12 protein-coding genes are annotated in these 10,507 nt (G+C 70.8%); 7 read left to right on the top strand and 5 right to left on the bottom strand.

The features are described 5' to 3' along the window. Nucleotides 1–77 precede the first annotated feature (77 nt). Nucleotides 78–950, top strand: coding sequence for a TauD/TfdA family dioxygenase (locus VNW53_RS03650; RefSeq protein WP_325553707.1), 873 nt, complete (start codon nucleotides 78–80; stop codon nucleotides 948–950). Nucleotides 951–1,103: 153 nt separating this feature from the next. Here VNW53_RS03650 and VNW53_RS03645 read toward each other — a convergent pair whose 3' ends face one another. Both VNW53_RS03645 and VNW53_RS03640 read right to left on the bottom strand, forming a co-directional pair. Continuing rightward, entirely contained in the window at nucleotides 1,104–1,562 is a 459-nt protein-coding gene (locus VNW53_RS03645; RefSeq protein ID WP_325553706.1) for a hypothetical protein, read from the bottom strand. Next, nucleotides 1,559–2,842 (bottom strand): amidohydrolase family protein, encoded by a 1,284-nt coding sequence (locus VNW53_RS03640; RefSeq protein ID WP_325553705.1) that lies wholly within the window; start codon nucleotides 2,840–2,842, stop codon nucleotides 1,559–1,561. The genes VNW53_RS03645 and VNW53_RS03640 overlap by 4 nt, the downstream gene beginning before the upstream one ends. A gap of 93 nt (nucleotides 2,843–2,935) precedes the next feature. On the opposite strand from VNW53_RS03640, the gene VNW53_RS03635 reads away from it, so the two are divergent. After that, complete coding sequence (locus VNW53_RS03635) at nucleotides 2,936–3,346, top strand: helix-turn-helix domain-containing protein (protein ID WP_325553703.1); 411 nt, start codon at nucleotides 2,936–2,938, stop codon at nucleotides 3,344–3,346. Nucleotides 3,347–3,349: 3 nt separating this feature from the next. After that, the gene (locus VNW53_RS03630) at nucleotides 3,350–3,712 is read left to right on the top strand and encodes a DUF4180 domain-containing protein (protein WP_325553702.1); all 363 of its coding nucleotides are present in this window, start codon (nucleotides 3,350–3,352) and stop codon (nucleotides 3,710–3,712) included. Here VNW53_RS03630 and VNW53_RS03625 read toward each other — a convergent pair. After that, nucleotides 3,709–5,616: a pyrroloquinoline quinone-dependent dehydrogenase gene (locus VNW53_RS03625; RefSeq protein WP_325553701.1), complete on the bottom strand. Its 1,908-nt coding sequence runs from the start codon at nucleotides 5,614–5,616 to the stop codon at nucleotides 3,709–3,711. The genes VNW53_RS03630 and VNW53_RS03625 overlap by 4 nt on opposite strands. 386 nt (nucleotides 5,617–6,002) lie before the next feature. Here VNW53_RS03625 and VNW53_RS03620 point away from each other — a divergent pair, with 386 nt between their 5' ends. The 3 genes from VNW53_RS03620 (at nucleotide 6,003) to VNW53_RS03610 (ending at nucleotide 8,472) form a co-directional block, all read left to right on the top strand. Next, nucleotides 6,003–7,004 carry an aldo/keto reductase gene (locus VNW53_RS03620; RefSeq protein ID WP_325553700.1) on the top strand — a complete coding sequence of 334 codons (1,002 nt, stop codon included), beginning with the start codon at nucleotides 6,003–6,005 and terminating at the stop codon, nucleotides 7,002–7,004. An 8-nt stretch (nucleotides 7,005–7,012) separates the two neighbouring features. Further along, entirely contained in the window at nucleotides 7,013–7,648 is a 636-nt protein-coding gene (locus tag VNW53_RS03615) for a glutathione S-transferase family protein (protein WP_325553699.1), read from the top strand. 113 nt (nucleotides 7,649–7,761) lie between these two features. Then, nucleotides 7,762–8,472: a glycine zipper 2TM domain-containing protein gene (locus VNW53_RS03610; RefSeq protein ID WP_325553698.1), complete on the top strand. Its 711-nt coding sequence runs from the start codon at nucleotides 7,762–7,764 to the stop codon at nucleotides 8,470–8,472. A 7-nt stretch (nucleotides 8,473–8,479) separates the two neighbouring features. On the opposite strand, the gene VNW53_RS03605 is transcribed toward VNW53_RS03610, so the two are convergent. Both VNW53_RS03605 and VNW53_RS03600 read right to left on the bottom strand, forming a co-directional pair. Next, a complete protein-coding gene (locus VNW53_RS03605; protein ID WP_325553697.1) occupies nucleotides 8,480–9,385 on the bottom strand; it encodes a hypothetical protein in 906 nt (301 codons plus the stop codon). Between the two features lie 5 nt (nucleotides 9,386–9,390). Then, nucleotides 9,391–10,041, bottom strand: coding sequence for a J domain-containing protein (locus tag VNW53_RS03600; RefSeq protein ID WP_325553696.1), 651 nt, complete (start codon nucleotides 10,039–10,041; stop codon nucleotides 9,391–9,393). A gap of 52 nt (nucleotides 10,042–10,093) precedes the next feature. Here VNW53_RS03600 and VNW53_RS03595 point away from each other — a divergent pair, with 52 nt between their 5' ends. Beyond that, nucleotides 10,094–10,366 carry a BolA family protein gene (locus tag VNW53_RS03595; RefSeq protein WP_325553694.1) on the top strand — a complete coding sequence of 91 codons (273 nt, stop codon included), beginning with the start codon at nucleotides 10,094–10,096 and terminating at the stop codon, nucleotides 10,364–10,366. The last annotated feature ends 141 nt before the right edge of the window (nucleotides 10,367–10,507 follow it).

Here is a 10,507-nt window from a genome sequence, read left to right as displayed (position 1 = left end):
CAGGCTTGCCGGGATGGACGCAAACGGGTGTTTGTCGCCCCGGAGGCGCCGGCAGGCGGCGCCAGGGAGGTAAGGCCATGCTGAAGGAACGCAAGGGCGCGTACCGCTGCATCGAAGTCACCCCGCAGCCGAGCGGCTTCGGCGCCGAGATCACCGGGCTCGACCTTGGCCGTCCGCTGCCGCCGCCGGTGCTGGAGGAGGTCAAGGCCGCCTGGGCCGCCCATGGCGTGGTGGCCTTCCCCGACCAGCCCCTGAGCCTCGAGGCGCAGGAGGCCTTCACCGAGGCCATGGGCGGCTTCGGCCACGACCCCTACATCAAGCCCATGCCCGGCCATCCCAATGTGCTGGAGCTGCGCCGCGAGCCCGACGAGAAGGCCACCAACTTCGGTGCCGGCTGGCACTCGGACTGGAGTTTCCAGGCGACGCCCCCGGCCGCCACCCTCCTGCACTCCAAGGTCGTGCCGCCGGTGGGCGGCGACACCCTGTTCGTCGACGCCGCCCGGGCCTACGAGGCCCTGTCGCCGGTCATGCAGGCCATGCTGGCGCCGCTGCGGGCGGTCCACTCGGCGCGGCAGTCCTACGGGACCAAGGGCGTCTTCGCCAAGGACACCGAGAAGCGGACGATGCAGATCATCGTCTCCGAAGAGGCCGACGGCTCGCTCACCCACCCGCTGGTCCGCACCCATCCGGTCACCGGCCGCAAGGTGCTGTTCGTCTCGCCGGTCTACACGGTCGGGATCGAGGGCATGACCCCGGAGGAGGCCAAGGCGATCCTGGGCTTCCTGTTCGCCCACCTGACCCAGGACCGGTTCATCTACCGCCACCGCTGGCGCGAGCAGATGCTGCTGATGTGGGACAACCGCTGCACCATGCATTTCGCCGAGGGCGGCTACGACGGCCACCTGCGGCTGATGCACAGGACGACCGTGGCGGGGGATGTCCCGGTTTGAGGCTTTTGCTGAATTTCCATCCGCTCATCCCGGCGAAGGCCGGGATCCAGATCTCAAAGCTGGGTAGCGGATTGGAATGGCTCCGGGGACCGAGAACTCACATCTGAGTCATCCCATCTGGATCCCGGCCTTCGCCGGGATGAGCGGAATAAACTACCCCTTGCGTGGAGCCTTCGGCTTGGCTGCCGGCGCGGGCACGGCGCAGGTTGCGGCGTGGATCTGGGCGGTCAGGTCGTTGTTGACCTTGATCAGGCGGTGCACGTCGTCCTGGATCCGCAGCAGGGCCTCGGCGTCCTTGTAGGTCTGCAGGGCCTGCTTGTCGGAGGCCGCCGCCGAGACCTTCTGGCCCACCATGATCACCGACAGCAGGACGAGTTGCAGGAAGGTCTGGGCGATCCAGGCGATCAGCGCCGCGGTTCCCGCCTTGATCGCGTCCGGCAGGCTGATCAGCGCCAGGAGCGCGAAGGCGTAGGCGCACCACATGGTGCCCACCGAATTGGTGATCAGGATGGCGACCCGGCCATTGAAGCCGATGTGCTCGGCCTTGGTGGTGTGGGGACCGACCTTGGATCGCTCGGCGATCCGCTCGTGAGGCGTGTGCTCGACACTCATTTCAGCTCTCCGGAAGCGCCCGTCGGCGCGCGATAGACCTTGCCGGCCTTCATGACGAAGCCGACGTTCTTCAGGGCCGCGATATCCTTGGTCGGGTCGCCCTGGAAGGCGGCGAGGTCGGCCAGATAGCCGGCCTTGACCTCGCCCAGGCGGTCCGCGCGGCCGAGGATCCGGGCGTTGGTCTGGGTGGCCGCGGTCAGGGCCTGCACAGGCGTCATGCCGTCCTTCACCATCCAGGCCAGTTCGCGCCAGCTTTCGCCGTGCGGGAAGACGCCCACGTCGGAGCCCGCGCCGATGGTCACGCCCACCGCCAGCGCCCGCTTGAACGCCTCGGCGGCCTCGGTCATGCCGCGGGTCGGCGGCGTCTGGCCGGGGATGTAGTGCTGGAAGTAGATCGAGGTGGCCTCCGGCGCGGTGAGCGTCGGCACATAGGCCACGCCCTTGGCCTTCATCATCTGGAAGGTGGCGGTGGTTGCGCCATAGCCGTGCTCGATGGTGTCGACGCCGGCCTCGACGGCGTTGCGGATGCCCTGGTCGCTGGCCGCGTGGACCGCCACCGGGCGGCCCGAGGCGTGGGCCACCTCCACCGCGGCGGCCATTTCCTTCTCGGTGAGGGTCGGGCGCGTAGCGCCGTCGGGGCCGGTGCGATAGTCGGCGTAGAGCTTGATCCAGTCGGCGCCCATGGCCGCCTGTTCGCGCACCGCCCTGACCATCTCCGCCTCGCCGGAGACCTCCTGGGCGCCCTGCGGCAGCTCCAGGTCGGCGCGGAAGCCCTTCCTGGGCCCGTAGGAGCCGGTGGCCACGATCGCCCGCGTCGCCACGAACAGGCGCGGTCCGGCGACGATGCCCTCGTCGATGGCCCGCTTGAGCTGCACATCGGCGTCGGCCGCGCCCTCGGTGCCCAGGTCGCGCTCGGTGGTGAAGCCGCTCATCAGGGTGCGCGCGGCGTCCCGGCCGGCGCGCAGCACGCGGTAGGCGGGCGGCTCCTTCAGCACCTGGTCGTCCCAGACGACCTCGTTGTAGGCGTGCAGCAGCAGATGCGAATGGAGTTCGATCAGGCCGGGGACCAGGGTCTGGCCGGGCAGGGCGACGACCTGAGCGCCGTCGCCCGCCTTCACCGAGCCCTTGGGGCCGACGGCCACGATCCTGTCGCCCTCGACGGCCACGACCCAGCCGGCGTGCGGGGCCGGATCGCCCGCGCTCCACACCGCCGCCGGCTCCAGCAGGTAACGGCCAGGCTCCGCTCCCTGCGCCGCGCCCGTGGCGGCCAGCCCTGCCATTGTTCCCAATAAAGCCTTTTTCACCGTAATTGACTCCTGAATAGGGAGTGATAGGGAACGATAAGGTCTTTTGCGCTGGAGCCCCGACTCCCCATGTCGGAAGAAGTCTACACCGTCGAGCAGTTCGCCGAACGGCTGAAGCTGCACAAGAAGACCGTGCTGCGCTTCATCCGCGAGGGCCGCCTGCGCGCGGTCAAGGTGGGCAAGTCCTACCGTATCCTGCGCACCGACCTGGAGGCCATGACCGGGATCGTCAGGGGCTCGGGCGATGCCGCCGCCCGCGTCACCAGCATCGTCGACATCCCCGACGTCGACCCGGCCCTGGCCCAGCACCTGGCCCGCGCGCTGCCGGCCGTGCGCATGGGCCAGGAGGCGCCGGCTGAGCCGATGAGCCTGGACGTCGCCTACGACACCGCCCGCCGGCACGTGAAGATCGTCATCGTGGGGTCCCCCGCCGACACCGCCTCCATGCTGCGCATGGTGCAGGTGCTCTCGGAGCGCTGAGCCATGGCCGTGCGCGAGATCGCCGGCGTCCGGGTCTTCGTCTGCCCCGAGGCGGGCCCGTCCCTGGTCGAGGATAGGGCGCTGTCCGGCCTGATCGGCGAGCTGTACGGGGCGCGCGCCAAGCTCGTCGCCGCGCCGCTTGCGCGCCTGGGCCCGGACTTCCTGCGGCTCTCCACCGGCGTCGCCGGCCACGTGTTGCAGAAGTTGGTCAACTACCGCTTCCGGATCGCCGTGCTGGGCGACGTCTCCGCCGCCGCGGCCGGGAGCCAGCCCCTGCGCGACTTCATCCGCGAATCCAACCGCGGGACCACGGTGTGGTTCCTGGACGATCTCGCTGCGTTGGAGGCGAAGTTGGCGAGCGGCTAAGGCAGGGCGAACGCCACCACCGCGTCGCCCTGGCGCTCCTCGTCGACCTTGGCGGAGCCGCCGGCGGCCACCACCACATACTGCTTGCCGCCGACCTCGTAGGTCATGGGCGTGGCGTGGGCGCTGGCCGGCAGTTCGGCGCTCCAGAGCTGGCTCCCATCGGCGGCGGAGAAGGCGCGCAGGGTGCGGTCCATGGTGCCGCCCTGGAAGATCAGCCCGCCGGCGGTGACGATCGGCCCGCCCAGCACGATGGAGCCCTTGGCGATGTGGCCGACGCCCGGCGCGATCTCCTCCAGGGCGCCCAGGGGCACCCGCCAGACGATCTTGCCGGCGTCCAGGTCCACCGCCATCAGCTCGCCGAACGGCGGCTTGATGCAGGGCAGGCCGGACGGGGCGCGCAGGAAATCGCGGCTCATGGCGTAGGGCGTGCCCACCTGCATGGTGGTCTCGGCGCGCAGGTCGCCGTGGTCGCCCTTCACGAACTTCGCGGCCGGGATCATGCGGACCTTGGCCGGCAGGTTGGTCACCGAGACGATCAGCCGCCCGTGGCCGGCGTCCCAGGCGAACCCGCTCCAGTTGATCCCGCCGACATTGCCGGGGATCGCCAGCGTCCCCTGCTCGCTGGGCGGCGAGAACATGGCGTGGCCGGACATGCCGGCGATGGCGTCGGCGCAGAACTTGCGGTCGCCGTCCGAGATCGCCCACACCGCCTCGGGGCCTTGGCTCTGCGGGACCAGCGCCGGAGTGGCGATGGGGAACGGCTGGGTGGGCGAGCTCTTCTCGCCGTAGAGGGTGCTCTGCGGGACCGGCCGTTCCTCCACCGGCAGCACCGGCTTGCCGGTGGCCGGGTCGAGCACGAAGACCATGCCGGTCTTGTTGCCGGCGATGACCACCGGCGTGGCCTTGCCCTTCAGCTTCAGAGTCGTGGCGAGCGGCGCGGCGGCGGTGTCGTAGTCCCACAGGTCGTGGTGCACGAGCTGGAAGCCCCAGGAGAGCTTGCCCGTGCGCACGTCCAGCGCCACCACCGAATTGGCCCAGCGGTTGTCGCCGGGGCGCAGGCCCCCCCAGTAGTCGGGGCTGGCGCTGCCGGTGGGCACATAGACCAGGTGGCGCCTGGGGTCGGCGCTCAGCACCGACCAGGCGTTGCCGGCGCCGGTCTTCCAGTCCTTGTCGGCCACGTTCGCCGGCTTGGGGATCGGCTCCCAGGACCAGATCAGCTTGCCGGTTCGCGCGTCGAAGCCCCGGACCACGCCATCGGGCATGTCGGCGCGGGCGTTGTCGTCGATCGCCGAGCCCACGACGACCACCCCGTCCACCACGACCGGCGGCGAGGTCATGTGGTACTGGCCGGGGGTATAGCGGGCGACCTCGCGAAGGGAGACCTCGCCGGCCTGGCCAAAGCCCTCGCAGACCTGGCCGGTGGCGGCGTCCACCGACACCAGCCGCGCGTCCAGCGTCGCCTCGTAGAGCCGCAGGGCGCAGGCGCCTGTCTTGCCCGCCTTCGGATCGCGCCAGGCGGCCAGGCCGCGGTTGATCAGGCCGTCGCCATAGGGTTTGCCCCGGTCGAGCTTGGGATCGTAGGCCCAGAGCTGCTTGCCCGTCGCCGGGTCGAGGGCGATCACCCGGTTGAACGGCGTCGTCAGATAGAGCCGGCCGTCCAGCATCAGAGGCGTGGTCTCGAACCCGCTGCGCGGGCCGCCGCCCTTGGTCTTGCCGTCGGAGATGTCGCCCGTGTGGAAGGTCCACGCCGGCTTCAGCCCCGCCACATTGGCCGCCGAGATCTGGGTGAGGGGCGAGAACCGCGTGCCGCCCGGATCGCGCCCATAGGCGCCCCACTCGTCGGCCCGGGCCGCCCCGCCCGCCAGCGCCGCCGCGGCCGCGCCCAGCATCATGATCTTCCGCATCTGCCTTGCTCCCTCAAAGGACGATCTGGCGGCAAGATCATCCTGCCCTCTCGCGCCGCCACCGCCCAGTGACCAGCGGCGCCGCCACCGGGCCATCCGGCGCCGCGCCCGTGACCAGCGGCGGGCGGGAAGGGACGAGCGGAACATCGCACCTCCCCCGAAGCGAAGACTTCGGGGGAGGTGTCGGCGAAGCCGACGGAGGGCGCGCGCGCGGGCCACCAATCTCTGAGGCCCTCAAAAGGAGCCTGCCACGCCCCCCCTCCGTCTCGTCGCGCGCCGCGCCGATCCACCTCCCCCGCACTCTGCGGTGCGGGGAGGAGCTAAGGCCTTGACGCCGATCCGCCCAGTCGGCTTCTGCGCGGCGAAACTCCAGCCGAAAGGTCCCCATGGAACAGCGCAGTATCGGTCCCTTCGAGGTTTCGGCCATCGGCCTGGGGTGCATGGGGCTTTCACACGGTTATGGCCCCGCCGCGCCGCGGGAGCGGGCGGAGCAGGTGCTCAAGGGGGCGCTGGACGCGGGCTACACCTTCTTCGACACCGCCGCGGTTTATGGCCTGGGCCACAACGAGACCCTGGTGGGCGAGGTGCTGGGGCCGCATCGCGACCGGTTCGTGCTGGCGTCCAAGTGCGGCCTCACGGTGGGCGACGAGCGCGGCCTCGACGGCAGCCCGGCCAATATCAAGGACACCTGCGAGCGCAGCCTGCGGCGGCTGAAGACCGAGGTCATCGACCTCTACTACCTGCACCGCTGGGACCGGCGCGTGCCCATCGAGGACAGCGTCGGCGCGCTCGCCGATCTGGTCGCCGAGGGCAAGATCCGCACCATCGGCCTCTCCGAGATCAGCGGCCCGACGCTGCGCCGCGCCCACGCCGTGCACCCCATCGCCGCGGTGCAGAACGAATATTCGCCCTGGACCCGCAATCCGGAGATCGCGCTCCTGGACGCTTGCCATGAGCTGGGCGTGACCCTGGTGGCCTTCTCGCCGGTGGGCCGCGGCTTCCTGGCCGGCGGCGTCAGCGACCCGTCGAAGTTCGGCGAGGGCGACATGCGCGCCGCCATGCCGCGCTTCCAGGGCGAGGCGCTGGCCGCCAACCTGAAGCTGCTCGCCCGCTTCGAGGCCCTGGCGGCGGAGGTCCCCTGCACGCCGGCCCAGCTCTGCCTGGCCTGGCTGATGGCCAAGGACCCGACCCTGGTCTCGATCCCCGGCACGGCCAATCCCGACCACATGCGCGAGAACGCCGCCGCGGCCGCCGTCGCGCTGTCCGCCGACATGGTCGCCCGCGTCGACGCCGCGGTGAACGCGCGCACGGTCACCGGCTCGCGCTACCCGGCCTTCATGCAGGCCACCGTCGACACCGAGCGCACCCCCGCCGAAGCCGACGCCTGAGCCGCGCCATGACCTACACGCTCTACTATTCGCCCGGGACGGCCAGCATGGCGGTCCACTGGGCCCTGATCGAACTCGGCGTGCCGTTCGAGGCGATCGGCCTCGACTTCGACGCCGCCGAGCAGCGCAACCCGGCCTATCTGCGGCTCAACCCGTCCGGCCGGGTGCCGACCCTGGTGATCGACGGGCGGCCCTACAGCGAATCCGCCGCGCTCGTGATGCTGCTGGCCGAGCGCCATCCGGACGCCGGCCTGGCGCCGCCGCCGGGCGACCCGCAGCGCGCCCGCTGGCTGGAGACCATGGTCTTCCTCGCCAATACCGTGTCGCCGGCCATGCGCGACTGGTTCTACGCCGACAAGGACGGCGCCCCGGCCGGCGCGGACGCCGTGCGCGAGCTGGCGAGGAGCCGCATCGAGGGCGCCTGGCCCCGGCTGGCCGCCGCGCTGTCGGACGGCCGACCCTTCCTGTTCGGGGACGCGCCCGGCGCGGCCGATTACCTGGCGGCCATGCTGATGCGCTGGTCACGGAACATGGCCCGGCCCGCCAGCGAGCACCCCGAACTCGCCGCCTACCTGGCTCGTATGGGCGCGCTCGGCTCCTATGCGGAGCTCTGCCGGCGCGAGGCGCTTACGCCCTGGCCTTGACCCTGGGCAGGGCCTTTTGAAACAGAAGGGTCCTAGGAATTCCATATCTCGGCCCCAAATCAGGCTTAGCCGTGGGCGGACCCGATTGATCCGCCGCGCTTGAGGAGATCGCGATGCAGACCAAGCCCACCCGCGTGGCCGCCAAGCTCCTGGCCCTGACCCTGGTCTGTGGCCTGACGCTCGAGGCCGCCTCCGCCTCCGCCCAGCCGCCTCCGCCGCCGCCCTACGACCAGCGCGCCGGCGAGCCCCCCGCCTACGGGCCGCCCGGCGCCCCGCCGATCGCCCCGCCTTCGGGCCAGTACGCGCCGCCGCCGCCGGGGTACGAGCGCCCCGGCGCCGTCTACGACGACCGCGCCCAGCGCTATGACCGCGACTACGCGGACCGCTATTCCCGCTGGGCCCAGCAGTACTGCGTCGACCGGCGCAACAACAACACCGCCGCCGGCGCCATCATCGGCGGCATCCTGGGCGCGGTGGTCGGCTCCAACGTCTCCGGCCGCGGCTCGAAGACCGGCGGCTCGATCATCGGCGGGGCGCTTGGCGCCGTGGCCGGCGGGGCCATCGGCTCCAACTCGGCGAACTCCGCCGACTGCCCGCCGGGCTACTATGTGCGGTCCGGCGCGCCCAGCTTCTACTACCCGCCACCGCCCTACGGACCGCCGCCGGTCGCCTATGCGCCGGAGTGGTACAATCCGTGGCTGTTCGAAGGCGGCGTCTGGGTCTACCGGCCCTACCGCTACTGGTACTGGACCCACAACACCTACTGGCGCCCCGACTGGCGCCCCGGCCGCGGCGAGTATCACGAGTATCACGAGCGGCGCTGAGCAGGTCTCAGCGCGCCGGGACCTCGCGCAGGATCCGGCTGCCGATCTCGCTGCGCTGGGCGGCGAGGAGCTGTTCGGGGTCAGTGGAGTAGAGGCCCCTCAGATAGGCCACGTCATAGGCCGTCAGGCCCTCCGGGTCGCCGCTCGCGGGGCAGTCCGGGCTCAGGAAGTCGAGGATCGTCGGCAGGGCGCTGCAGCCCTTCAGGTCGGCGGCGCGGGCCAGGCCCAGCATGGCCACGTCGTCGGCGATGGCGCGGATCTGGTGGCCGACGATCTGGTTGGCGTCGACGACCACCAGGATGCCGATGAACCGGCTCGCCAGGCGCCGGGTCAGGCGGCTCCCGGCCGTGCCGCCCGGCACTGGGCTGAACTCCTTGTCCTCCTGGACCAGGCCGCCTTCCGGCTGTGTGCCGGTCACATACCAGGCCTTGAACGGCCGATCGAACCGGGCCAGCCGCTCGGCCTGCGCCGCGTAGTGGAAGCCGAGCGCGTCGGCGTGATGCTTGCGGACGTCGTCCATCAGCGCCTGCGGCGTGGTGGTGAAGATGATCAGCAGGTTGGTCTTGCAGGGGAAGTTGCGGTTGGGATGACGCTCGAGGGGCGCCCCCACGGCCGCGGCCACCAGCTTCACCCGCGCCGTGACATAGGCGTTGAACGGCGCCGACAGGCCGCCGGTCTGCGGGCAGAGCGGAACGGACCAGCGCGAGAGCTGGTCGATGCGGCTGGCGGCGCCATGCCCTTGGACGAACCTGTCGACCAGGTCGGGCAGCTTTTCCTGCTCCGCCTTGGGCGCCACCACGGTCATCCCTTCCACGGTCGTGGAAGGCGGAGCGGGCGTCGGCGTCGGCTGGGCGAGGGCGCAGCGCGCCGCCAAGGCGAGGGCCAGTCCCGTAAGGAACGCCCCGCCACGCATGGCGCTCAGACCATCCCCGCCTTGCGCAGGGTCTGGTAGGCCTTGATCACCCGCTGCAGGCGATGCTCGCCGGCCCGATCGCCGCCGTTGGCGTCGGGGTGCAGGCGGCGCACCAGCTCGGTGTAGCGGGTGCGGATCTTCGGCCCGTCGGCGTTCGCATCCAGGTCGAGGTCGGCCAGCGCGTTGCGTTCGATCTTGCCGAGGTGGCGCGGCTCGGCCTCGGGCATCGGCTTGCCGCCGTTCTTGCCGAACAGGTTGAACGGGTCGCGGTAGCCCTCGCCCTTCTTGAACCTATTGGAGAAGGCCGCGGCCTCGCGGCTCATCCGCCCGGCCTTCATTTCCCAGGTGGGCCGCCCGCCGGTGAACAGCTCGTCCTGCTGGCGACGGCGGATCTCGGCCTCGCTGAGGCCGGCGAAGAAGTTCCAGTTGCGATTGTACTCGGCCGCGTGCGGCTGACAGAACCAGTAGTGCTCGTTCAGCATGTCGCGCGACTTGGGCGCCCGCGCGGTGGCCGCTTTCATGCAGCCGGGGTGGTCGCAGGCCCGCTCGCCGGGCTTCAGCGCGGTGACGTCCTCGGCGCGCGCATCCTCCTCCGGCGAGGGCGGGCGCACCCGGATGTCGACGAAACGCGGCTTGTATTGAAACGCAGCGGGCATGGGCCAAGTATGGGGCCGAGATAATCCCTTTCAAGAATTGAAGATGCAGCCGATGGGCGCCATATTTGATGCCATCCAATCCAAGCTGACCTCGGCGTTCGCGCCGACCCGTCTGGAGATCCACGACGACTCCGACCGGCACGCCGGCCATGCGGGCGCCCACCCGGACGGGGAGAGCCATTTCAACGTGCTGATCGAGTCCGCCGCCTTCGAGGGCGCGGCCAAGGTCGCCCGCCAGCGCATGGTCTATCACGCGCTCGCCGACGAACTGGCGGGCCGGCTGCATGCGCTTTCGGTGAAGGCGCTGGCGCCGGGCGAGGGGTGACCGCTCCCGGCCGAGGGGATCTGGCGCGGCGCGGGGAAACGGCCGAAGAATAGTTCCAGACCGCCTTTCAGCCTGTGGCCGAGCGGTGTTTGGGACGCTAGGCTAAACAAGCGTTTGAAGAGCTGTCGCCCATTCTGCGGT

The sequence above is a fragment of the Phenylobacterium sp. genome (genome assembly GCF_035569475.1).
Classification (GTDB): domain Bacteria; phylum Pseudomonadota; class Alphaproteobacteria; order Caulobacterales; family Caulobacteraceae; genus Phenylobacterium.
The sequence above is the reverse complement of the archived record's forward strand: the minus strand, read 5'-3'. Positions and strand labels throughout refer to the sequence as shown.

Excerpts from the sequence above, each read along its gene's own strand:
- VNW53_RS03605 (WP_325553697.1), bottom strand. The coding sequence starts at position 9,385 with ATGCGTGGCGGGGCGTTCCTTACGGGACTGGCCCTCGCCTTGGCGGCG.
- VNW53_RS03600 (WP_325553696.1), bottom strand. The coding sequence starts at position 10,041 with ATGCCCGCTGCGTTTCAATACAAGCCGCGTTTCGTCGACATCCGGGTG.
- VNW53_RS03595 (WP_325553694.1), top strand. The coding sequence starts at position 10,094 with ATGGGCGCCATATTTGATGCCATCCAATCCAAGCTGACCTCGGCGTTC.
- VNW53_RS03625 (WP_325553701.1), bottom strand. The coding sequence starts at position 5,616 with ATGCGGAAGATCATGATGCTGGGCGCGGCCGCGGCGGCGCTGGCGGGC.
- VNW53_RS03650 (WP_325553707.1), top strand. The coding sequence starts at position 78 with ATGCTGAAGGAACGCAAGGGCGCGTACCGCTGCATCGAAGTCACCCCG.
- VNW53_RS03610 (WP_325553698.1), top strand. The coding sequence starts at position 7,762 with ATGCAGACCAAGCCCACCCGCGTGGCCGCCAAGCTCCTGGCCCTGACC.
- VNW53_RS03630 (WP_325553702.1), top strand. The coding sequence starts at position 3,350 with ATGGCCGTGCGCGAGATCGCCGGCGTCCGGGTCTTCGTCTGCCCCGAG.
- VNW53_RS03635 (WP_325553703.1), top strand. The coding sequence starts at position 2,936 with ATGTCGGAAGAAGTCTACACCGTCGAGCAGTTCGCCGAACGGCTGAAG.
- VNW53_RS03615 (WP_325553699.1), top strand. The coding sequence starts at position 7,013 with ATGACCTACACGCTCTACTATTCGCCCGGGACGGCCAGCATGGCGGTC.
- VNW53_RS03645 (WP_325553706.1), bottom strand. The coding sequence starts at position 1,562 with ATGAGTGTCGAGCACACGCCTCACGAGCGGATCGCCGAGCGATCCAAG.
- VNW53_RS03640 (WP_325553705.1), bottom strand. The coding sequence starts at position 2,842 with ATGGCAGGGCTGGCCGCCACGGGCGCGGCGCAGGGAGCGGAGCCTGGC.
- VNW53_RS03620 (WP_325553700.1), top strand. The coding sequence starts at position 6,003 with ATGGAACAGCGCAGTATCGGTCCCTTCGAGGTTTCGGCCATCGGCCTG.